Origin of the sequence: Occallatibacter sp., assembly GCF_049510455.1 — a bacterium.
Taxonomy (GTDB): Bacteria; Acidobacteriota; Terriglobia; order Terriglobales; family Acidobacteriaceae; genus Telmatobacter.
On sequence record NZ_JBEKYX010000066.1, the window covers coordinates 1 to 22,689 of the forward strand.

The 22,689-nt window shown below is 59.1% G+C and carries 16 protein-coding genes; 5 read left to right on the forward strand and 11 right to left on the reverse strand.

The genetic code is table 11. From position 1 onward, the window contains the following. Positions 1-322 precede the first annotated feature (322 nt). The 4 genes from ABSG47_RS13380 to ABSG47_RS13395 all read right to left on the reverse strand — a co-directional run bounded on the left by ABSG47_RS13380 (position 323) and on the right by ABSG47_RS13395 (position 4,550). Entirely contained in the window at positions 323-1,138 is an 816-nt protein-coding gene (locus tag ABSG47_RS13380) for an IclR family transcriptional regulator (RefSeq protein ID WP_424170197.1), read from the reverse strand. Positions 1,139-1,285: 147 nt separating this feature from the next. Beyond that, entirely contained in the window at positions 1,286-3,172 is a 1,887-nt protein-coding gene (locus tag ABSG47_RS13385; RefSeq protein WP_424170211.1) for an ABC transporter ATP-binding protein, read from the reverse strand. A 1-nt stretch (position 3,173) separates the two neighbouring features. Then, positions 3,174-3,554, reverse strand: coding sequence for a hypothetical protein (locus ABSG47_RS13390; protein WP_424170198.1), 381 nt, complete (start codon positions 3,552-3,554; stop codon positions 3,174-3,176). A gap of 84 nt (positions 3,555-3,638) precedes the next feature. Further along, complete coding sequence (locus tag ABSG47_RS13395; protein WP_424170199.1) at positions 3,639-4,550, reverse strand: SCO family protein; 912 nt, start codon at positions 4,548-4,550, stop codon at positions 3,639-3,641. A gap of 94 nt (positions 4,551-4,644) precedes the next feature. On the opposite strand from ABSG47_RS13395, the gene ABSG47_RS13400 reads away from it, so the two are divergent. Both ABSG47_RS13400 and ABSG47_RS13405 read left to right on the forward strand, forming a co-directional pair. Beyond that, on the forward strand, positions 4,645-7,326 hold the full coding sequence (locus tag ABSG47_RS13400; protein WP_424170200.1) for a PD-(D/E)XK nuclease family protein: 2,682 nt from the start codon (positions 4,645-4,647) through the stop codon (positions 7,324-7,326). After that, complete coding sequence (locus ABSG47_RS13405) at positions 7,319-10,864, forward strand: UvrD-helicase domain-containing protein (RefSeq protein ID WP_424170201.1); 3,546 nt, start codon at positions 7,319-7,321, stop codon at positions 10,862-10,864. Before ABSG47_RS13400 ends, ABSG47_RS13405 begins: the two co-directional genes overlap by 8 nt. Here ABSG47_RS13405 and pyrE read toward each other — a convergent pair whose 3' ends face one another. From pyrE to ABSG47_RS13425, 4 genes are all read right to left on the reverse strand, one after another. After that, positions 10,865-11,479 carry an orotate phosphoribosyltransferase gene (pyrE, locus tag ABSG47_RS13410; RefSeq protein ID WP_424170202.1) on the reverse strand — a complete coding sequence of 205 codons (615 nt, stop codon included), beginning with the start codon at positions 11,477-11,479 and terminating at the stop codon, positions 10,865-10,867. A gap of 25 nt (positions 11,480-11,504) precedes the next feature. After that, the gene (locus tag ABSG47_RS13415; protein ID WP_424170203.1) at positions 11,505-12,410 is read right to left on the reverse strand and encodes a CPBP family intramembrane glutamic endopeptidase; all 906 of its coding nucleotides are present in this window, start codon (positions 12,408-12,410) and stop codon (positions 11,505-11,507) included. Further along, the gene (gene uvrA / locus ABSG47_RS13420; protein ID WP_424170204.1) at positions 12,407-15,493 is read right to left on the reverse strand and encodes an excinuclease ABC subunit UvrA; all 3,087 of its coding nucleotides are present in this window, start codon (positions 15,491-15,493) and stop codon (positions 12,407-12,409) included. The genes ABSG47_RS13415 and uvrA overlap by 4 nt, the downstream gene beginning before the upstream one ends. A gap of 392 nt (positions 15,494-15,885) precedes the next feature. Continuing rightward, positions 15,886-16,563, reverse strand: a complete 678-nt coding sequence (locus tag ABSG47_RS13425; protein ID WP_424170205.1) for a hypothetical protein — start codon at positions 16,561-16,563, stop codon at positions 15,886-15,888. 104 nt (positions 16,564-16,667) lie between these two features. Between ABSG47_RS13425 and ABSG47_RS13430 the strand changes: the two genes are divergently transcribed. Both ABSG47_RS13430 and ABSG47_RS13435 read left to right on the forward strand, forming a co-directional pair. Then, entirely contained in the window at positions 16,668-17,663 is a 996-nt protein-coding gene (locus ABSG47_RS13430; protein WP_424170206.1) for a hypothetical protein, read from the forward strand. Between the two features lie 168 nt (positions 17,664-17,831). After that, positions 17,832-18,875 carry a threonine aldolase family protein gene (locus ABSG47_RS13435; RefSeq protein ID WP_424170212.1) on the forward strand — a complete coding sequence of 348 codons (1,044 nt, stop codon included), beginning with the start codon at positions 17,832-17,834 and terminating at the stop codon, positions 18,873-18,875. A 5-nt stretch (positions 18,876-18,880) separates the two neighbouring features. Here ABSG47_RS13435 and ABSG47_RS13440 read toward each other — a convergent pair whose 3' ends face one another. Next, the gene (locus ABSG47_RS13440; RefSeq protein ID WP_424170207.1) at positions 18,881-20,557 is read right to left on the reverse strand and encodes a sensor domain-containing diguanylate cyclase; all 1,677 of its coding nucleotides are present in this window, start codon (positions 20,555-20,557) and stop codon (positions 18,881-18,883) included. Positions 20,558-20,702: 145 nt separating this feature from the next. Then, positions 20,703-21,545 (reverse strand): DUF1003 domain-containing protein, encoded by an 843-nt coding sequence (locus tag ABSG47_RS13445; RefSeq protein ID WP_424170208.1) that lies wholly within the window; start codon positions 21,543-21,545, stop codon positions 20,703-20,705. A 170-nt stretch (positions 21,546-21,715) separates the two neighbouring features. On the opposite strand from ABSG47_RS13445, the gene ABSG47_RS13450 reads away from it, so the two are divergent. Continuing rightward, positions 21,716-22,006 (forward strand): YXWGXW repeat-containing protein, encoded by a 291-nt coding sequence (locus ABSG47_RS13450; protein ID WP_424170209.1) that lies wholly within the window; start codon positions 21,716-21,718, stop codon positions 22,004-22,006. A 78-nt stretch (positions 22,007-22,084) separates the two neighbouring features. Here the strand turns inward: ABSG47_RS13450 and ABSG47_RS13455 are convergent. Next, positions 22,085-22,689, reverse strand: a 605-nt coding sequence (locus tag ABSG47_RS13455) for a P-loop NTPase (RefSeq protein ID WP_424170210.1), incomplete at its 5' end; no start/stop codon positions are given.

The following is a 22,689-nucleotide window of genomic DNA, read 5'->3' on the forward strand; positions in this document are numbered from 1 at the left end:
CTCCTCGTAAGGCCAATAGCCTATCAGAGTAGACACCAACACAGACACCAAGAAGGTAAAGCCTTTATTTTCTTAGTGACTGTTAGAAGGCAGCGCTCTAACCAACTGAGCTACGTCCCCACTGGACTGCCGCATTTTTTAGTCTCAAAACCGATTCGTGATGAAGCCGGGAGACGTTGGATGCAGAGTGTGGGTGGTCTGCAATGAGTTTCTCCACGAAGGAAATTCTCATTGCCGCAACATGAACAAGTGTATCAGAAAGAGCTTCGCCCGTGCGGCGCAGAAAGATGGAGTTCTCCGCACTTTTTACGCTGCAATCCGGCTACGCCGACCACGCTGTGGTGCGACTGGAGCGGTTGCCGGAGATGAAGCCCATGTCCGCGGAAATACCGCGCACACACTGCAGAAGATGATTGGCAATTGCCGGCAGTTTCTGGGCAGTAACGCGGAAGGATGGACCCGAAACGCTGACCGCAGCCACAGGCTGGCGCTGCGCATCCAGCACTGGCACAGCAATGCAGCGCAACCCCTCTTCCAACTCCTCGTCATCGACTGCGTAGCCGCGGCGGCGTGTCTTTTCAATCTCCGCGCGCAGAGCCTCCGGCGTGGCAATGGTCCGATGCGTAAAGCGCTCAAAGCGGGTGCGCCGAATCACCTCGGCAATGCGCTCCTCCGGCAAAAAGGCCAGAATCGCCTTCCCCACCGAGGTGCAATGCACAGGATTACTGGCTCCGATGCGCGTAATCATGCGCACGGAACGCCCCGGCTCAATCTTGTCGATATAAATCACATGCGCCTGCTCCAGAATGCAGAGGTGTGCGGTCTCCTCTGTCTCCGTGACAAGACGGCGCAGATGTGGCTGCGCCCGGTCCCGCAGATCGTATTGCTCGATGGCCCGGTTCCCGAAATCGAAGAGCCGCAGGCCCAGCCGGAACTTGCCGTTACCCGTGCGCTCCACCATGTGGTGCCGCTCCAGAACCATAAGGAACCGATGCGCCGTGCTTTTGTGAAGCTGCAGCGAGGAGGCAACTTGCGCCAGCCCGAGGGGCGTGTCACTCTCGCCAAGAAGATCGAGGACGGCAAATGCCCGGTCAAGAGCCTGGACCTTGTATGTGCCGTGGGGAAGTGCGTCTCGCATTCTGAACTCCCGTTTCGCCTAATGAATAAATATAGTTTTCCAAATGAAACCGGCGGGTGTCAATAAGACGGCAGTTTCACGCCGAATTCGACGTTCTGTGGTTTTTTCTGGGATGAACAGGTGCTTCGGGTACCCAATCTGCCGGAATCAGGCTTCGACCTTGTCACCTTCCCCTGGAGCCAGAAAAAGATTGGCCTCAAGGCCATGTTGGCGCGTGTAAAGGTCGTAGTAGCGGCCGCCGAGCGCATACAGCTCGTCATGATTGCCGTGCTCCACAATCCTTCCCTGCTCCACGACAAGGATTTGATCGGCACGGCGGATGGTGGAGAGCCGGTGCGCAATGACGAAGGTTGTCCGGCCCTCCATCAGGCGAGCCAGCCCGGACTGAATCATCGCCTCCGACTCGGAATCGAGCGAGCTGGTGGCCTCATCCAGAATCAGGATGCGCGGCTCGGCCAGGAGCGCGCGAGCGATCGATAACCGCTGCCGCTGCCCACCGGAGAGCTTCACTCCGCGCTCGCCCACAATGGTGTCATAGCCCTCCGGGAAGCGCTCAGCGAACTCATCTACGCGCGCCGTTCGGCAAGCTGCCAGGAACTGCTCCTCCGATGCCTCGGGATGGGAAAACATGATGTTCTCGCGAATGGAGCCATCGAACAAAAACGAATCCTGGAGAACCACACCAAGCTGCGATCGAAATGTGTTGAGGTCAACTTTGGATAAGTCGTAGCCATCCACCAAAACCTTGCCGGCAGAAGGTGTATGAAAGGCGCAGAGAAGGCTGATGATGGTGGATTTTCCAGAGCCGGAGGAACCAACCAGTGCTGTGACCGTTCCCGGCTCCGCAGTAAAGCCGATGCCGTGAAGAACAGGCTTTTCAGGATCGTAAGAGAACTCGACGTTTTCATAGCGCACGCTGCCTTCAATGGGCGGCATCTTTTCCGTGCGCTCCGGGGACTGGTTCTCCTCAAGCTCCGACATAATCTCATTCGTGCGGTCAAGCCCGGCAAACGCTTCTGTAAGCTGTGTTCCGATGCTCGTGATCTGGATCATAGGAGCGACCATGAACACAAGGAACATGTTGTATTGGAAATAGTCGCCGGTGGTCCACTGGCCATGGATGACCGCGTGGCCGCCGAGCCACATCACCACGCCCGAGACAAGGCCCATCATTGTGGTAGAGGCAGACGACATGACGCTGGTGAGCGTCAGCGACTTCATCACGTTCTGCAGCAGGCGATCCACGCCTCCGGCAAAGACTTCGTGCTCGCGCGCCTCCGCGTGGTAACCCTTGATCACGCGCACGCCGCCAAGCGATTCCGTAAGCCTGCCGGTCACTTCGGCATTGATCTTGCCGCGCTCGCGAAAGATAGGGCGGATGGTCTTGAAAGCGTACTGCAGGATGAAAACAAAAACGCCCAGCGCGGCGAAAACAGTCAGCGTAACAGTGGGGCTTTTGTGAAGCAGGAAGACGAACGCGAGAACAGCAGTAAGCAGGCCGCCGAGAAACTCCACCAGGCCGGTTCCAACAAGGTTGCGCACACCTTCCACATCCGTCATGATGCGCGAAACCAGGTTGCCTGTGCGATTGGCGTCGTAGTACGCAACCGACAAAAGGCCAACGTGCTTTTGAACGTTACGGCGCATCTCCGCGATCAGCCGCTGGCCCGCCTTGGACAACAGTTGAGTCAGCGCGTATGAAGTAACGGCCTGCAGCAGCATCGCGCTAAAAACAAGCGCTATGAACTTTGGCAGCAGGCCGGGATCACCGGCTGGATTGAAAGCCTTGTCGAGCAGCGGCTTGGTGGTATACGGCATCACCAGTCCCGCCACGCGGTTCACGACCATCAGCGCCAAGCCACCCAGCAGCAGCCCTTTGCGCGGGGCTATGATAGCCAGTGCCTGCGGCCAGATTTTCTTGAGGCTTGGCTTGGGTTTCTTCGCCTCTGCGCCGACAGCTCCGGCACGCAACTGCCGCCCCTGCATGCGCTCAGGCCGCAGGCCGCCCAATCCACCTCCGCGCAGGCCGCCCATCTTATGCCTTTCGCGCTGCACGCGCCGCAATAAATGACCGCACGCAGAGGATTACGTACACCAGAAGCAGGCCAGCCATGGTGACTTTGGAGGCAAGCGCAATCTGATCCGGCACAAGGCCCTTCGCTTTGGCGGAAAGATAGCCGCGAATGGCTTCCACCGCGCCGCCAATGAATCCAACCAAACCAATGGTGACATTGATATGCGCAAAGAGCTTGCGGCGGCCCTCACTGGGGCTAATGGACAGCAAGCCGAAAACTCCAAGCGCAAGGCCAAACCACGCCGGGATAAGCGCCGTAACGTACTGGCTGCCAGTGCCGATATAGCCAATCAATCCAAGAGCCACAAGTAGTACCGCGAAGACGAGCGTCACCTTTGCCATTCAGAATCACTCCGTTAAATTAACGCCAGCATATCAGTTCGATTCAGCCGAGCCTCTCGGGATGCACGATAGTCGCTTGCGCCCTCACGCCTTTGCCGGGCTCTGCTTCACATCCTTGAAAAGCTCATCCACCGTCCACTCGTTACCCGGATAGAAGTGCTCCACCTTGCCGTCGGCGCCAATCAATGTGGTGGAAAGCGTATGCGTAATCGTGCTGTCGGCTTCGCTGGTCAAGCCAATGTCAAAGAAATGCGCCATCCTAGCCAGCGTAGGCTTGTCCGGCACAGCAAAATCCCATCTCGCAAAGGCCGAAGCCGCATCGCTGCCAATGTATGTTGCGCCATAAGCGCGCAGCCGCGCCGGGGTGTCGTTGTCCGGGTCAAAGCTCACGCACAGCAAGTGCGTCTTGCCGGCAAGCGCGGGGTCTGCCGCAATCCTCCGATGCAAATCAGCAAAATTGCGGGTCACGCGCGGACAAAAGTTCGGCAGCGGGCAGCGCGTGTAGATAAACGTAACCAGCAGCTGATTTCCGCGGAACTGACTGAGGTGAATCTGCTTGCCGTCCTGGTTGCGGAGCGCAAAATCCGGCACCGCATCCCCTGCTGCGGGCACGTGATAAACCGACTGGGGTTTGTAATCGGGCTTGCCCTGCGCCACCACAACAATGTTGTCAAGAAGAATGTCGGCGTCATCATGCTGCGAGACAAGCAGATCCGCCGTAATCGTGTCCCCAGGGTGCAACTCGGAGAGGATATTCGGATCCTTGACCTTATACGGCATGGTCATGGCGTCCATAAAACCCGCAATAGCCCCATGCTGCACCGTGACCTCGCTGGTGGAAGCATTTGTAAAGACGATCTTCCCGCGCATTTTGTAAGTCTTGTAACCAGGCGTCGCGGAAGCGGAAGATACGGGTGCATCCGCCTTGGGTCCGGAATGGCATCCAGACAGCATTGCAGCGGCAGTTGCGGCGACGAAAAGGAGTCGGCGATTCACACCTCAGTGTACAACCCGGTACGAGTTCAAACCGGCGCGATTTCCTCAGATGGCGCACTGTGGCCAGAGCGGGTATAACGCTGAGATGGGGACCATGCATAACGCCACGACCGCTGCGGAACTCGATGCGTGGCTGCGCAGCGGCGGTCGTGTGGTCGCCGCCAGCGAACGCGCGGCGCGCGCAGTGCTGGCAAGCTATCACCGGCAGCGGCGCGCGGAAGGACTTGCGGCGTGGCTCGCTCCTGATGTGCTTTCGTGGCAATCCTTCATACGCCAGGAGTGGGAGCGCGGGCGCACAGAAGGAATACTGATTCTGAATGCTCGCCAGGAACAGGCGTTATGGTCCGGCTTCATCCACACAAGCAGGCACCAAACCTCGCTGCTCCCTGGCCCGCTCCATCGCCTCGCCGAGCTTTGCATGAAAGCGCATGGCCTTCTCTGCGCTTATGCTCCACAGTTGCTCGACTCGCGTTCGCGTCGTGGATGGCCTCTGGATGCCGGCGTCTTCAGCGAGTGGCTGGAACTCTTCGACGCCGAGTGTCGCGCGAAGAAGCTGATCGGCGCGGAACGAATCGCAGGCGACCTCGCTTCCCTGCTTCTCAACGGCGTTGAAACTCGTCCGGCTCTTTTGCTCGCAGGTTTTGATCGGCTCACCCCGTCGCAGGAAAGGCTCTTCAACGCGTGGGGCGAATGGAGTTTGGCCGCGTCCGGAGATCGTGCCTCCGACGTGCGCTCCTATGCTGCCGCTGATCCAGCAACGGAGCTAACGGCATGCGCACGATGGTGCCGGACGCAACTAGACGTAAATCCAGCAACGCGCATGCTCGTAATCACGCAGGAGACACAGAATCGTCGTGGCGAGCTTGAACGAGCCTTTCTCCGTGAAAGCGTGCCCGCCGAATTCTCTCTCGGAGTTCCACTTGGCACAATCGGTATCTCACGAACTGCGGCTCTGCTGCTCCACTGGCTCGACAGCTCGCTCAACGAACATGAGATCGATTGGCTCTTTGCTGCACCTTATGTGGGCAGCGCTTCTGAGCGTGCGGCGTTACAGGCATTTCATCGTCAGATTCGCCGCAGAAATTTGCAGCGTCCGCAGTGGACACTCGATCAATTTCTCGTCGAAAAAACCGGAGCACAGCCGCCGGAATCCTGGGCGCGTCGCATGCGCGCCGCGCGCCAGCACCTGCTGACTGAAGCTCGCCGCGTGCGAAAGCCCCTTGAGTGGGCTGAGCTCGTGCCGGAACTTCTCCGCGAAACAGGCTGGCCAGGCGAGGATGCACTCGCGAGCGGAGAATTCCAGGCAATGCGGCGCTGGGAACAGGTACTCGCAGCCTGCGGATCGCTTGGTTTCGATGGACAGCTCATGGAGTGGCGCAAATTTTTATCCGAGCTGGATCAGGAGCTCGCCGCAACGCTCTTCACCTCGGAATCGGAAGATGCGCCCGTGCTCATTGCCGGTCCCGCGGAATCGGCCGGCATCGCTGCGGATGGCGTTTGGTTCCTCGGCGTGGATGATGATGCATGGCCTTCACGAGGCAGCCTGAACCCTCTTCTGCCGCCTGAAGTACAGCGCGCTGCGCAGATGCCACATGCCACAGCGCAGCAGGACAGAGAACTTGCTCAGACCATGACTGAACGCATTCTTCGATCGGCTCCGACCGCACATTTCAGCTACGCGCGATTGAAGGACGGCGTTGAAAGACGCGCGTCGAGGCTGCTTGCAAAGCAAATTGCAGATCTTGCCGTCAAACCTGAGCCCCTGCCTGAAGCGCTGACGCATCGAGCTGTAGCAAGGCCACAAACCGAACGCATCGTGGATACGAGTCAGATTCCGCTGCGCACCACAGAGAGAGCCTTCGCAGGCGGCGCAACGGTAGTCACCATGCAGTCTCTCTGCCCCTTTCAGGCATTTGCTGTGGAACGGCTCTCCGCAGAAAAGTGGGACGCGGCTCAGGCAGGATTGACCGCACTCATTCGGGGCAATCTCCTGCATGAAGTCATGAGCCTTGTGTGGGGAGGCGCAGCAACAAAGGGGATTCGCACGCTGGCGGAACTGAAGTCGATTCCGGATCTCCCCGCCTACGTAGCAAACCACGTCCACACAGCCATGCGCTCCAAGCTGCCCGCAGGCGCACGCGAGAGAATGCCTGCTCGCTATCTCGAACTCGAAGAGAGGCGACTGACACGCCTTGTTACCGAATGGCTGCGCTATGAGCTTCGTCGTCAGGATTTTTCTGTTGACGATGTCGAACTGAAGCATGAAATAACAGTGGCCGGCTTGACGCTGCGTGTTCGCCTCGATCGCGTTGACCGGCTCAATGACGATTCGCTCCTTGTGATCGATTACAAAACCGGCGACCAAAAACCAAATCAGTGGGATCTGCCTCGGCCGGAAGATGCCCAACTGCCTCTCTACGCAGGCTTCGCGCTGCCGCCGAATAGCAAAGTTGGAGGTCTCGTCTTTGCCAAAGTCCGCACAGGCGAGAAGAACATGGGCTTTGCAGGCCGCATCACAGATGCAAAAGCGACGCTCCTTGCAGAATTGAACGGGACTTCTTCGTTGATAAAAAATCACCTGACCCTTGAGCAGCTCGATGCGTGGCGCGCAAAGATCGAGCAGTTGGCACAGGATTTTCTTGCCGGACGCGCAGATGTGGACCCGCGCGAAATTCCGAAGACCTGCGAAAAATGCGGCCTGCACGCTCTATGTCGCATTCATGAAACCGCAGCCTATGAAGGCGCTGCAGACGAAGAGGAGGATGCGGATGAATAGCTCTGAACAACCGCCTCCTCCAGATCAGGCACAGCGCGAGCAGGCCCTCGCGCCAGATAAAAACATACTCGTACAGGCTCCGGCTGGCTCCGGCAAAACCGACTTGCTCACGCGCCGCTTTCTGCGCTTGCTGAGTGAAGTAGACGACCCTACGCAGATTGTTGCCATCACCTTTACCAAGGCTGCCGCCGCAGAGATGCGGCACCGCATCGTGGCGGAGTTGGAGAAAGCCGCTGCAAGCGCTGAAGATGCTGATAGTCAAGCGAATCATGATGCATTCGCAATGGCAACACTTGCCCATCGCGCGCTGCAGCGGCTCACAGAGCGCGACTGGCAGCTCGACGATCTTCCGGCGCAACTGCGAATCACGACCATTGATGCCTTCTGCCGCGAGATAGCAATACAACAACCACTGCTCGGCGGCCTGGGCGGAACTCTTGAAATTGCCACTGAGCCGCAAGAGTTGTATCGTCGCGCAGCGCGAAGCACCCTGGCGCAACTGGGAGCATCAGAGTCCGCTGCCAATGCGGAATTGCTGCAGGCCATTGAGATGCTGCTTGAATTGCAGGACAACAACTGGCAGGAGATCGAAGACCAGTTGGTTGAAATGCTGGGCAAACGTGATCGTTGGATGCATGATTTTCTGCTGCAGCATGAGCCGGACTGGGACGCGCTGCGCACGCGCCTCGAGCTACCCTTCGCAGAAGCAGCCAGACAATCGCTCGCCGCGGCAGCGGAACTCTTCCTCCAGCTTCCTGATATTTGCGAAGAAGCTCTCACGCTCGCGCGCTTTGCCTGTGAGCGGAAGAACGACGGCAGCCTCCAGGCGCTGGCTGAGCAAGCTGAACTTCCCTGCCCTCCATTCAGCAATGCAGATGCAATTGACGCGGCGCGCGCAGTCTGGCTCGATCTCGCCGACCTTCTGCTGACAAAGGAAGGCACCCTTCGCAAAAGCGTTACTGTCCGCGACGGTTTCCCCGCCGACCGCAAACTCGAAAAGCAGCGTCTCGTGTCGCTGCTCGCCACACTATGCAATGTCGAAGCTCTCGAATCCACGTTGCACAACCTTCGCACTCTTCCTCCGGCGCGCTACACAGATGCCGAGTGGCGAATCGTTCGTGCCTGCTTCATTCTTCTGCGTCATGCAGCAGGCCAACTGCGCGTTGCCTTTGCAGAAGCCGGCGCGGTCGATTACATTGAAGTCGCACAGCAGGCGCAGCAGGCGCTTCAGGACGATGAGCGCATGCCAACAGAGGCTGGTCTCCGAATCGCCGATCAGATTCGCCACCTGCTCGTGGACGAGTTTCAGGACACCAGCCGCCGCCAGCATCAGCTCATTGCCGCCATTGCCGCGGCATGGAGTGAGACAACCGGCAGAAGCGTCTTTGCCGTGGGCGATCCCATGCAGTCGATCTATCTTTTTCGCGACGCTGCTGCGGAGCTGTTCGCGCAGGTACGCAAGCGCGGCATCGACCTGCCGGGCGGCGAATCCCTGAAATTCAATTTCATCCGCCTCAGTTCCAACTTTCGCACCGCGGATGCGCTGGTTCAGGAACTCAATAATTTCTTTGGCAGCATCGTTGCCGAAGACAAAAGCGTCGGCATTGAATTTGCAAAGGCGGAAGCGGCGCGCAAAGACTTGGACGGCCCGTCTCTACGTCTCACATTCCATTCCGCATTTGTTCCCAAAGGTGAAGCACAAAGCGAGACTGCCCACGCTGCACAGGTCGCCGAGATTACAGCACTTATCGGCAACTATTCCGGGCAAATCGAACAGGCGCGCCTCAACGGTAAAAAATTTCGTGTTGCCGTGCTCGCTCGCACTACAAAGATGCTTGCGCCCATTGCTGCCGGACTGCGCGAAGCCCGAATTCCCTTTCGAGCCGAAGGTCTTGAAAGCCTGTCGGATCGGCCGGAGGTAATCGATGCGCTCAATCTTGCTCGCGCCCTCATGAACGGCCAGAATCGCATCGCATGGCTTGGTGTTCTGCGTGCTCCCTGGTGCGGTCTTTCTCTCGAAGACCTGCACACACTTACCAGCGCGGATGATCCCGCAATCCGTGCCAGCGCGATTCCTGAATTGCTCGCCGGGCAAACGCATCTGCTCAGCGATTCCGGCAGGCAGGCTGTGCAGCGCCTCAAGCAGTCTGTACAGCAAGCGCACGCCATGCGGGCCGCGCAGCCAGAAGCGGCGCTCGGTACGTGGCTCGAACAGATATGGCTACGTCTTGGCGGATCCGATTGCGTGGATGCCGCCGCACGAGCCAATCTCGATCTTCTGTGGCAATGCCTCGATGGGCTTCCCGGCGCCGAGCCGGATCTGCTTGGGCCTGCGCTGGATGCTGCGCTCAAAGATCTCACTGCGCTGCCAGATCCTGCCGCTGAGAGCGACTTCGGCGTCCACTTGATGACCATTCACAAGTCCAAAGGTCTGGAGTTTGAAGTCATCATCGTGCCGGAAATTCATGGCCAGTCGAAACGCACACGCCATCGCATGGTTGCATGGCTTGAGCGTGGACTTTCCGAAGCCGATGAAGCGGGCGATATGACCGAATTCCTCGTCGCCCCGCAGCAGGCTAAAGGCTCAGAGCGCGGATCAGCCAAGAAGTGGGTGGACTCACTCTACGAAATCCGCGAGCGGCAGGAGATTCAACGGCTGCTCTACGTGGCCGCGACGCGCGCGCGCGAAGAGCTTCACTTTTTCGCGCGTTTGGAAGCCACGATAGACAAGGACAAAGAGCTGAAGCCTCGCTCAAACAGCCTGCTCGAAGCCGCGTGGCCCGCATTGAAGCTAACCGCAGAAACACAACTTGCAGCATCGCATCAGGAAGCAACCGCGCCGCCAGCTCAGAAATCCGACAGCGAAACTGTCCACAAACCTGCGATTCTTCATCGCTTGCCCGCAAGCTACCAACCTCCGGCGATCACATTGTCCGCGGCTCGCAGTACGGTCGCCGGCCTGGGTGATCAAACCGAGTATCAGCGCCATGAAGGCGGCCTGACCTCGCGTGTGCTCGGCACCGCTGTTCATACACTCATGGCAGAACTGGCGCGTCAGCAGCCGCATAACGTGAACACATCACAAGCTGCGCTCGAAAACATTCTGCCGCGCCTCACTGCGGAAATTCGAGCCACCGGCATCGATCTCGTTGAAGCCGAACGTATAGCTACACTTGCATTCAGGATCGTGTCGCATGCAAGTTCAGATGCAGATGCGCAATGGATTCTTTCCCCGCGCGCCGATGCCGCCAGCGAAGCACGCTGGACTGGGCTTCTCGATGGCAAGCTGCGAACCGTGCAGGCGGATCGCATCTTCCGCGCCGGTCCTGAGCCTCATGCCGCAGGCAGTGACACCTGGTGGATTGTGGACTATAAGACAATTGAGTCGGAAGCGGCACTGTCCGAACTGCGCAATCTATTTCAACCGCAACTCAATCTCTATGCACGCCTTCTTCGCCTGTTGCACGGACCGGATGTTGAAGTTCGCGCTGGTCTCTATTACCCGCGCATGCGCCTTTTTGACTGGTGGGAAATCTAGTTACTGCTTCGCCGCGTCCAACTGCGCCACATGCTCCGCGCGAACGTCCTTCGCAGTGAAAAGTCTCAGAAACGGCGCACCCTGTGCGGCACTCTCTACAGCAGGCCGCCCGTTCGCTTCCTCGCGCTCCACAATGCAAACTACCGCGGCCACCGTCATCCCTGCTTCGCGCGCAGCCTCAATCGCGTTGATCGTCGATGCACCTGTCGTACACACATCGTCCACAATCACCACACGCGCGCCTTCGCACAGAAAGCCCTCAATGCGCCGTCCTGTTCCGTGCGCTTTTTCTGCCTTGCGAACCAGAAATCCATGCGTTAGCGGTGAACCTGGCTGCTCAATTGCGCGCCACGCGCTTGCCGTGGCTACATTGGAAACAATCGGGTCCGCGCCCATCGTCAAGCCGCCTACGGCTTCCGCACTTACGCCGTTCTTTTCCAGCAGCTCAAGAATTGCGTGACCTGTTAGCCGCCCGCCCTCTGCATGGAGTGTAGTTGTCCGGCAATCGATGTAGTAATCGCTCGTTCCCCCGGAAGAAAGCTTGAACTGGCCCAGGCGAAAGCTGATGCGCGCAAGCAGGGAGAGCAGTTGACTGGCGTAAGAGGTGGCGGTCATTTGTTCGATTGTAATGGACAGATACTCACATCCGGTCCAGATGCTTAAAGCCGCCCGTGCCCGCAATCATGATGGCAAACAAGAGCAGGTTATAGCTCGCATGCACCAGTGTGCTCGCCGCCAGCGAGCGCAATCGCAGCCGTACCCAGCACAGCACCAGGCTCACGCAGAACAACAGCAGAAACGGCCCCAGCGAATAGCCCGTTTGCGCGCCATGCATCAGCGCAAAGGGAATGCTCACCAGCACAGATCCCACCATCATCGCCGGCAATGTCCACACCGTCTTACCCTGCTCATCCGGCCACGGCGCAAGGCGATTCGTCATGCGCTCTACGCTCCAGTCGTAGGCTGTGCAGAATGCCGGCAGCAGAAATCCGCGAAACAGCATCTCTTCAAAAAACGGCGCCAGCAGCGTGCCAAAGAAGAACATGAACCACGGCGCGCCAGGCATCTTGAACACCTCATCGATAGGCGCATCCTCCGGCCCCGGCATAAGCTTTCCGTCCACCACTGCCAGCACCAGGCAGAAAAGCGCCGTGCCCATGAGCCGCCCGCGAGCACCTGCTGCCGCGCTCCATCGCCACTCCACTCCGCGAAAGAAGGGCGTGTGCCATAGATGCGGGAAGAGCGCGATGCACCCCATCAGCGTGAAGAGATACCACAACAACTGGCCCCCAAGCGCATAACGAATATCCGCAAACGCCTGCTTGGCGGTGGATACGCCGAACAGGTGAAACTGTAGAGCTCCAGCGGTGAGAATGGCCGCGATGAGAGCAGCGAAAACAAGCAGAACGCAGACCAGCCCCGCATCCGCGATATTCGGAAAGCGCATCGGCCTCGGCACTTCCACCACATACGTCTCGGCCGGCGTAATCTCCGGTTCAGGCTCAGCAGCCTGCGCAGCGAACTCCTCGTTGATCTCGCCGCTCATGCCTTCCCCGTTTTTCTCAGTGCAGATTTTTTGGCCACAGGTTTTACGCTTGCATTAGTAGACGCCGGGGCAGCCTCTGCGGTTGCGGAATTTGTCTTTGCCGCTGCGGAGCCCTCTCTTGCATCGGGGACACCGGTCTTCTTGACGCGGCCCTTGCTGGTCCGACTTGCGCTTGCTTCACTCTTCGCAATCGCATTCACGCGCGTCTGCTCTGCCGCCAGAGCATCGTCAAACAGCAGCGCCTCAGCCGCTTCTTCGTCAAGCGCTTCCAAGTGTCCATTCGCCGCCGCATAGTACCGCCGCAGAAACTGCCCGGTAAATGACTCCGGCGTAGCCGCCACCTTTGCAGGCCGGCCTTGCGCCACCAGCTTCCCGCCGTTCTCGCCGCCGTCCGGGCCCAGATCGATAATCCAGTCCGCGTTGCGAATCACATCCAGGTTGTGCTCAATGATGATCACCGAATTTCCCAGATCGGCCAGCCGGTGCAGCACCTCCAGCAGCTTGCGAACATCATCGAAATGCAGGCCCGTCGTCGGCTCATCCAGCACATACATCGTGCGGCCGGTCTGCCGCTTGCTCAGCTCGCGGGCCAGCTTCATGCGCTGCGCCTCGCCGCCGGAGAGCGTCGTTGCGCTCTGTCCCAGATGCACGTATCCAAGCCCCACATCCACCAGCGTCTGCAATTTCTGTTTGACCTGCGGCACATTCAGGAGCACCGTCAGCGCATCTTCAATCGTCAGCTCCAGAATGTCCGCAATCGAGTGACCATGGAACTTCACCGCCAGCGTCTCCTGGTTATAGCGGCGTCCATTGCACACCTCGCACTGTACGTACACGTCCGGCATAAAGTTCATCTCGATACGCTTTTGCCCATCGCCCTCGCAGGCCTCGCAGCGCCCGCCGGCAACGTTAAAGCTGAAGCGCCCAGGCTTATAGCCGCGCTCGCGGCTCTCCGGCAGCATTGCAAAGAGATCGCGGATTGGCCCAAAGACTTGCGTATACGTCGCTGGATTCGATCTCGGCGTGCGTCCAATCGGCGACTGATCGATGCGGATCACCTTATCCAACTGCTCCGCGCCCACTAGCTCATCATGCGATCCCGGTTCCTCGCGCGACCCGTAAATCTTCTGCGCCAGCGAGCGGTAAAGAATGTCATTGATCAGCGTGCTCTTGCCGCTTCCGCTCACCCCCGTCACCACCGTCATAATGCCCAGCGGAATCCGGATGTTCAGATCGTGCAGATTGTGCTCGCGCGCGCCCGTCATCGTAAGCCACTTGCCGCTCAGCGGCCGCGGCTTCTCGCGCTGCAGAATCTCAATCGCCCCGGAAAGATACTTCCCCGTCAGCGATGCCGGATTCGCCATAATCTGCTCCGGCGTGCCCTCTGCCACGACATCTCCGCCCAGCCGGCCCGCGCCGGGGCCAAGGTCCACCACGTAGTCCGCATGGCGAATCGTGTCCTCATCGTGCTCCACCACCAGAACCGTATTGCCCAGATCGCGCAACTGCTCCAGCGCCCCAATCAGCCGCGTATTGTCACGCTGGTGCAGCCCAATCGAAGGCTCGTCCAGCACATACAGCACCCCGCGCAGCCGCGAACCAATCTGCGTCGCCAGCCGGATACGCTGCCCCTCACCGCCCGAAATAGTTGCCGCGCTGCGGTCCAGCGCCAGATAGCTCAACCCCACCGCGCACAAAAACTCCAGGCGCTCCACCACCTCGCGCCGGATGCGCTCCGCAATCAGCGCCTCGCGATCATTGAACCTCAGCTCGTACGCAGCAGACAGCGCGCGGTTCAGCGGCAGCGCTGTAAAGTCTGCAATCGACAACCCGTTCACCTTCACCGCCAGTGACTCCGGCCTCAGCCGTTTGCCTCTGCAAGCCGGACATGGCGTGGCCGACATGAAGTTCATCATGTATTCACGGTAGCCGTCGCTGCGCGCCTCTTCTACGGAATCCCGCAGATACGCCAGAATCCCATGAAAGCCCGTCCGCGGCCCTTCGCCCTTCGGCGGTCCATACACCAGAATGTGCTGCTGTTTCGGAGGCAAATCCTCAAACGGCGTCTTCAGATCGATCCCGTACTTACTGGCAGCCAGATTCACCAGCTTGAGCAGATACTGCGATGCCGACCCCGGCCCGAGCCCGCCATCCAGCAGAGGCTTTGACCAGTCCGTAATCACCTTTGCCGGATCAAAATCGTAGAGCGAGCCCAGCCCATGGCACTCCGGGCAGGCGCCAAAAGTCGAGTTAAAGCTGAAGCTGCGCGGCTCCAGCTTCGGCACATCCAGCCCACAATCCGGGCAGGCCATCGAGGAAGAAAATAGCTGCTCCTCACCATTGGCCAGCGCAACAAGCACCAGGCCATTCGCCATCTGCAGCGACTTTGCCACAGCCGCATCCAGCCGTTTTTCCAGCGTGGGCTTGCCATTCGCCACAGGCTCTGAGGGCTTCAGCAGAATGCGGTCAATGACCGCCTCAATGTTGTGATTCTTCCGCCGGTCCAACTGAACCGGCTCCGACAGGTCCCGCATCTCGCCGTCTATGCGCGCGCGAAACCCTTGCTGGTCAATCTGATCCAGCAAATCCTTAAACTCACCCTTGCGCCCCCGCACCACGGGCGCCATCACCGTCACACGTTCGCCCGCACCGAGCTGCAGAATGCGCTGCACAATCTGCTCCGCGGTCTGCCGCGTAATCGGCCTGCCGCAATTCGGGCAGTGTGGCGTGCCAACGGACGAGTACAGCAGCCGCAGGTAGTCGTAGATTTCCGTAATCGTGCCCACAGTCGATCGCGGGCTCCGGCTTGTTGTCTTCTGCTCAATCGAAATCGCCGGGCTCAGGCCCTCAATCGAATCCACATCCGGCCGCTCGATCTGGTCCAGAAACTGCCTCGCATACGCCGAAAGCGTCTCCACATAGCGCCGCTGTCCTTCCGCATAAATCGTGTCAAAAGCAAGCGAGCTCTTGCCCGATCCCGAAAGTCCGGTAACCACCGTCAAAGTATTGCGCGGAATGCGGACACTGATGTCCTTGAGGTTGTGCTGGCGGGCTCCGCGAACGGAAATGTGAGTTATTGGCATGAGAGACTAAGTCAGGCAACAAAGCCGGTTGGTAAGTGCATCTTTATGGTTGTTCAAGCACAAGCAGATATAGGTATTCTAGTTGTCAATAGATAGAGGGTCAACGAAGTCCATTTCTCTGCGACAATCCAGATGAGCCGCAGCAGGCGCTAAACTTCCTGCAAATGCGGTCGATCAACGATACTGGCATCAACCATTCACTCCCCAGAGGCTTGGAATGACGGATTTTATAAACCTGACAATGCTCGTATGCGCCGCAATCGGCTCCATGGCCTTGGGCGTTCTCGCGGCATACGGAATATTTAAAGTTGGCTTTGCTCTTATGCGCCCGCGCCCTGCTGCCGCGCCTGTAGCCGTTAAACCACAGGCGGAAGCGGCGCTCTAACTGATCCTTACTGCGGCGGCGGCGTTTGACCTGGCGGCAGCGGCTGACCAGGTTGTCCTGGCTGGCCCGGCTGCGAACCCGGATTCATAGGCGGCCTTGGCATCGGTGGCGGCTGCTGCACGGGCGTGTCATCCACCACGGGCTCAGGATCATCATCAGCAGCAGCATTATTCTGCACTGGCTGCGCCGTGTGCTGCCCCTGCGTCGGATTCGACGCACTGGGAGTGCTCAGCACAATCTGCCGCGGCGTTCCCTGCCCCTGATCCCCAATCAGCATCACGTTGTATGCCGAACCATGCAATAGCTGCGCCAGCACTTCCTTCGCCGGCGCCGGACCATATTCGCCAAAGACCCGCTCATCCGCGCCCATTCCCTCCAGCGTTGCCCCAGTCCGGCTCGATACTTCGGTCAGAATCTGCCTCAAACTTGCGTTCTTCGCGCTGATCCGCAAACCGTGGCTGTCCCACTCCACTACCGCCAGCGCAGGAGCCTCGTTTACCGGCCAGGCAGGCATGGGAGCAGGCGCTGCGGTAGGAGCGGTAACCGGAGCGCTCACAGGAGCAGCAGCCTTGGCTGGCGTCGGCGGAGCCGCCTGCGCGCCCAGCCGCACCGCCGCTAACGCAGCCAGAACTGCCAGCAGCGTCGCCGTTCGCGCCGCGAATTGCCTTTCTGTCAGCTTCCGCATCCTCACTCGCTCTCCCTCGCGGCCTTTCACGCGTCTGTGTACTAGACTAGCAGTGGTTCCATAACGCTCGCTTGAGCGCTTTTCGTAAGGTGAAAAAAACGGCCATGCGCCAGGCAATTCGCACCCACTCCCGAGCCGTACCGGCTTTCCTCTTCGCGCTGCTTTTCCTCGCCGCGCCCGCGCTCAGCCATGCCGTCTCCTGCACTCCGCAGGGCGCAATGCAACCGGCCGACCGCGATCTTCTCGCCTCCGCCGGCCAGCGTCTTGCAATCGCCGTAGCCCAGCAGGATGCTTCCACGCTGCAATCTTCCCTGCTTCCCGCCGTCAAGCAGCAGTGGGATGGCATCCACGACACCGCCGAGGCTGCCGCGCCGCTCGTCAAGGGTGGCCAGATGCAGATCCGCAACATCTACCTCCTCGACGCCACTTCGCTCACCGCCCCCGCTGACGCGCAGTTCTTCTGCACCAGCGCCAGCGGCTCGCTCACCGTCACCATCAGCATGCGCAGCCTGCCTCCCGGCAAATACGCCCTCGTTCTCGCCGATGCCGCAGGCGCCCCGCTTGCCGGCCAGATCGGACTCGTCCTCGGCTGGGACTCCGGCGCCTGGAAGATCGGCGGCGTCTTCGCGCGTCCCGGCGCGCTCGACGGCCACGATGGCGTCTACTACTGGCAGCGCGCCCGCGAGGCAGCACGCTCCGGCGCATCCTGGGCTGCCTATTACTCGTATGAAGCAGCGCGCGCCCTTCTGCTGCCCGTCGATTTCCTCTCCTCGCCGAATCTCGACAAGCTCAATCAGGAACAGTCGCAGATCACTGCCGCGCCCAGCTTTCCCTATTCAGCGCAAGCCGGTGACCGCACCTTCAAAATAGCGTCCGTCCATTTTGACACCTCGCTTCGCGTTCCCGATCTCGGTATCGTCTACGAATCCGTCGGCGTCAGTGACCCCGCCGCCCAGCGCACGGAAGCCACCGCGGCCATGAGCGCATTTCTCAAAGCCCAGCCCACGCTGCGAGCCGGTTTTCACGGCCTATGGGCTTACGCCTCCTACGGCGGCAAAATCACTCCGGTGATGGAGCTGCCAATGAATCAAATACCGTAAAAGCAGGGATCAGAGAACAGGGATCAGGGATCAGAAAAACTTCGCGCATACTATGCGCTGTCCGTCGGCCGGAAGAATCGGAATTGAATAAATAGCCGGCCGCGCGCGCTACGAACTGATCCCTGATCCCTGTTCTCTGATCCCTGCACGAAAGGAACTTTCGTGCCCATCATCGACCTCCGTTCCGATACCGTCACCCGCCCCACGCCCGCCATGCGCGCCGCAATGGCCGCCGCAGAAGTCGGCGATGACGTCTACGGCGAAGACCCCACCATCAATCTCCTCGAAAAGCGCGCCGCCGAAATCTTCGGCCGCGAATCCGCACTCTTCGTTCCCACCGGCACCATGGGCAACCAGATCGCCCTCAAGCTCCACACCCAGCCCGGCCAGGAGATCATCTGCGAGTCGCGCGCCCACATCCTCGACTGGGAGATGGCCACCACCGCCGTCTTCTCCGGCTGCCTCGTCCGCGCCGTCCCCACGCCAAACGGCATTCTCACCTGGCGTGACATCGAGCCAGTCATCTTCAAGCGCGGATCATTCCGCGCCGCCACCGGCCTCATTGAAATCGAGAACACCGCCAACCTCGCCGGCGGTCGCGTCACCAATCTCTCAATCCTTGAAGAAATCTGGGATGGAGCAAAAAATCGCAAGCTCCCCACACATCTCGATGGCGCACGCATCTTCAACGCCGCCGTCGCTCTCAGTGTGAATGTAAAAGACCTGACACGCGGCTTCGACACCGTCATGTTCTGCCTGTCGAAGGGCCTCTGCGCCCCCGTAGGCTCCATGCTCGTCGGCTCAGCCACGCATATCGAACAAGCCCGCATCTATCGCAAAGGCCTCGGCGGCGGAATGCGCCAGGCAGGCATACTCGCTGCCGCAGGCCTCATCGCGCTTGAAGAGATGCCGAAGCGCCTGCATGAAGATCACGCCAATGCGCGCCTGCTGGCCGAGTCGCTCGCGCAGATCGAAGGCATCGCCATCGATCCCGCCACCGTTGAAACCAACATTATCGTCTTCCAGCTCACCGGCTCACTCGCAGCGGCAGAGCTCTCCGCACGCCTCAAAGCTCACGGCATCCTCATCAGCGCCGTCGGCCCTCAAACCATGCGTATCGTCACGCACCATGATGTCACACGCGATGATTGTCTCGCCGCCATCGAAACTCTGCGCGCGGAAATCGAATCCACCGCTACCGTTGGAGCCTGATCGCTTCAGCGCGCAGCCGAAACATTCTCGTAAATAGTTGCCTGATTGCGCCCCTGGCGCTTCGAGCGGTACAGAGCTTCATCCGCGCGGTGCAAAAGTTGCTCCTGGCTCTCTCCATCATTCGGATACAGTGCAATTCCGATTGAAATCGTGAACGCACTATACGTCTGGGCCCCGGCAGACACGCTCATGTGCGAGACCGCCTGCAGAATCGTTTGGGCACGCCGATATGCGCCCTCAATCGTGATGTCCGGCAGCAGGATCATAAATTCTTCTCCACCATACCGGCATGCAATGTCTTCCGGACGAATACTGCTCCTCAAAACATCCGCAAGTCCCTGCAACCCGGCGTCCCCTGCCGCATGACCGTGGGTATCATTGAATCGCTTGAAGTGATCCATGTCCAGCATCATCACGGCCAGCGTCTGCTTCTTGCGCGCCGCGCGCGACAGTTCGCGGTCCAGAGAAATCTGCATGAAATGCCGGTTGAATAATCCTGTAAGTCCATCACGGATCGATTGATTTTCCAGCTTGCTCTGCAGATTCAGCGTAGCCACAGCCATTGCCATAATCTGCAGCAACTGCCGCAGGCCATCCATGCGTCGATTCACTGTCTGCACAGCGGCATCGTCTTCGCATTGCACATAAAGCATTCCCAGTGTGCTTCCATGCGCCGCGATGGGCACACACACATAACACTCCGGCGCTTCTCCGGTGAAATGCGTACAGTGAATCTCTGAGAGTCCCAACTGGCGCCAGCGCGGTTGCCCGGAACGCAGCCCGCAGCAGGCTTCCGGTGGGCTGAAATCATCCACAGTGGCCGTTCCCCAGAACGAAACCACTTCCACCACCTGCCGCGAGTTATCAATCATGCACAGGCAGCCTGACGTCTCCGGCAATAAGAACGAAAGCCTGCGCGCCGCTGAGACATAGAGCTGGTGAATGTCCATGCATAATTGGAGTTCGTCGCGGGCCGCGGTCAGTAAAGTGGCTTCCTGCGCACGGTCTTCCAACGCCTTCACGCTCTGTTCCAGATGCTGGTTCATGAACTTCATCTGCCGTTCGACACCCTCGCGGCGCATCGCGTCTCGCACCAGAAATGCCAGCAGCACCGCGGAGGTCAGAAGCCACAGGCCCACCGCCGCGGCCTCTGTCGTGACGGAAGTAAAGATGCTCCGCTGCGATCTCTCATCGCGCTGTTTCAGCAGAGACTGCTCGGTATCCGTCATCAGGCTGATGATCTGCTGGCAGTGCTGAATCTCCAGCGCCGGCAACTCGGATTGCTTATTGAATTCGTCAAGCGCTTTGACCAGCTCATCCGAGCCGATCGCAAGCTTCTCTGCGTTTTTATTCTGGTCGGAGCTGTCGGCAACCAGCGTCTTCAGGCGCGTTGACGTGGTGACCAACTGATTGGCCGCCGTGCGCGCGCGATTGAGCTGATCCTCATCTCCCGTCAGGAGAAAAAGACGGCTGCGGTACTCGGCGCGTTCCGTCAGCAGGGAGGCACGTTGCAGCGTGTTTAACACATCTTGCGTGTGCTCCACCCATTTGTTGGCCGAAATAAGCTGCTGCGTATTGTTGTAAACGAGCAGGCCCGTAATAACCGTCACCAGCACCGCTCCGCTGGCGGCAGCGATGAGCGTTGTGATTGCGGAATACGATCGCCGGGATCGCTTAATCAACTTCAGCATCAGTGACCCGCACGCAGTGGAGAAACCCTGACCTAAGCTACGACAACAACTGTACCGCAGGGCGAACAAGAATGAAATAAGAATGCTGCGGCCTGATTCCCGCGCAGCGAGCCCCTGGGCCACAGCGCCTCGCCGCTCATCCCTTCTGCGTACCGTCCTTCCTCAGCAGATCCGCCACATCCTCCACCTTGTCCGTCAGCAGGCTCAGCCTGTTGGAAAGCGCCTGAATCTCCGTCTCCGCCCGCCGGTTCACCTCAAAATCCAGCTCGCTCCTGAGCCTGTCCTTTTTATCCGTCCTGTTCTGGCTCATCATGATCACTGGCGCCTGTATTGCAGCCAGCATCGAAAGAATCAGATTCAGCAAGATGAATGGATACGGATCCCACGCGCGGGTTTTCAGTACAACATTAATGATCGAATAAACCACCAATCCCAGCAGAAATGAAATGATGAATCGCCATGAGCCGCCAAAGCTCGCCACCGCATCGGCGACGCGCTCGCCCCATGTTTCCTGCTCCTCGATCATCTCGTTCGGATTGCGATTCGCTCTGCTCCGTACCAGCCTCTGCGACGCGTGAAACTGCCGCGCCTGCATCGTCAGCATGTCCAGGCCCGCCAGCGGCCGTTTCGTCAGCAATGTCATCAGGTCATCGCGGCCAATCTCCAGGCACACGCTCTCTTCTGTCGCCATCGCGGATGTCTGATGCGCCGTCTGCTGCAGCATGGAAGCAAAGCCGAAGAAATCTCCATGCTCCGGCTCATCCACCACCACTTCCTGCTGATCTTCGTCCGAGGCATACACGCGCACCTTGCCGCTCATCACCACATAGCCGTGTTCGCCCGCCTCACCTGTCTTGAAAATGCGCTGCCTCGGCGCAAATTTCCGTACCTCTACCTGAGCGGCCAGGACTGCGGCCTCATCATTGTCCAGTAATTCAAACAGCGGCACATGACGCAACTCTTCGGGATCACATGGCATGGCATTCACTCACATTGGATTTCGCGGCCACGGCTGCTCTCGGGCTGCCGCACACATAGTATGCACGTCCACTCTGCCACGAAGAATTTCAGAGCAACTAATTTCCTTTTTCAGCGTTCCTATGACCAGTAGCATTCTGTCATATCAATAAATAAGAGGAGGATGTATCTGTGAAGAAATTTGCTCTTGCAGCTTTGCTCGGATTGAGCCTGCTGCCCGCCGCCCTCAACGCGCAGGTTGTTGTACGCATCGCCCCGCCGGTTGCGGTGGTGGAACACCCTGGCCCGCGTCCGGGACCGGGATATGAATGGGTTGCGGGCTATCACCGCTGGGACGGCGCTCGCTACGTATGGGTTCCCGGTCGCTATGACCGTCCACCGCATGCCGGAGCGCACTGGGTAGCTCATCGCTGGGTCCATCGCAACGGCGGATACGTCTTGCAGGAAGGGCACTGGCGATAAAACGGAGATATAGAAACCAAAATAAATAAAACAGGCCGCCCGGCACTCACCGGGCGGCCTTCACATTTTCATCAGTCCTTAGCTGATCTCGATCACATCCGTGTTTTTCGCTGCCGCTGCTTCAGCGAGCTCCTGCAGCTTCTGCGCAGCCTCATAGAATGCCGCAGCCGCTGGACTCTTCGGCCCCGCCAGCGTAATTGGCAATCCTTTGTCGCCTCCCTCGCGAATCGCGGGAATCAATTCAATCGACCCCAGGAACGGAATCCCAAACTGCTGCGACATGCGCTCCGCGCCGCCCTTTGAGAAGATGTCGATCACTTCGCTGCAGTGCGGACAGGTAAAGTGGCTCATATTCTCCACAATGCCCAGCACCTCCACATTTACCTGAGCAAACATCTCCAGCGCCTTGCGCGCATCCTGCAGGCTCACGTCGCTCGGCGTTGAAACCACCACCGCACCGGTCAGCGGAACCGTCTGCACCAGCGAGATCACCACATCTCCCGTGCCCGGCGGCAGATCGATGATCAGATAATCCAGTTCACCCCACTCCACCTGCTGCAGAAACTGCCGGATGATCTGGTGCAGCATCGGTCCGCGCATCACCATCGGTTTGTCGCCCGGCGAAATATACCCAATCGAAATCGTCTTGATCCCATGCGTCAGGTTCGGGACAATAATGTTCC

Bases quoted from the DNA above. Each gene is read 5' to 3' on its own strand.
- ABSG47_RS13380 (WP_424170197.1), bottom strand. From the start codon at position 1,138: ATGCGAGACGCACTTCCCCACGGCACATACAAGGTCCAGGCTCTTGAC.
- ABSG47_RS13385 (WP_424170211.1), bottom strand. From the start codon at position 3,172: ATGGGCGGCCTGCGCGGAGGTGGATTGGGCGGCCTGCGGCCTGAGCGC.
- ABSG47_RS13390 (WP_424170198.1), bottom strand. From the start codon at position 3,554: ATGGCAAAGGTGACGCTCGTCTTCGCGGTACTACTTGTGGCTCTTGGA.
- ABSG47_RS13400 (WP_424170200.1), top strand. From the start codon at position 4,645: ATGCATAACGCCACGACCGCTGCGGAACTCGATGCGTGGCTGCGCAGC.
- ABSG47_RS13405 (WP_424170201.1), top strand. From the start codon at position 7,319: ATGAATAGCTCTGAACAACCGCCTCCTCCAGATCAGGCACAGCGCGAG.
- pyrE (WP_424170202.1), bottom strand. From the start codon at position 11,479: ATGACCGCCACCTCTTACGCCAGTCAACTGCTCTCCCTGCTTGCGCGC.
- ABSG47_RS13415 (WP_424170203.1), bottom strand. From the start codon at position 12,410: ATGAGCGGCGAGATCAACGAGGAGTTCGCTGCGCAGGCTGCTGAGCCT.
- uvrA (WP_424170204.1), bottom strand. From the start codon at position 15,493: ATGCCAATAACTCACATTTCCGTTCGCGGAGCCCGCCAGCACAACCTC.
- ABSG47_RS13425 (WP_424170205.1), bottom strand. From the start codon at position 16,563: ATGCGGAAGCTGACAGAAAGGCAATTCGCGGCGCGAACGGCGACGCTG.
- ABSG47_RS13430 (WP_424170206.1), top strand. From the start codon at position 16,668: ATGCGCCAGGCAATTCGCACCCACTCCCGAGCCGTACCGGCTTTCCTC.
- ABSG47_RS13445 (WP_424170208.1), bottom strand. From the start codon at position 21,545: ATGCCATGTGATCCCGAAGAGTTGCGTCATGTGCCGCTGTTTGAATTA.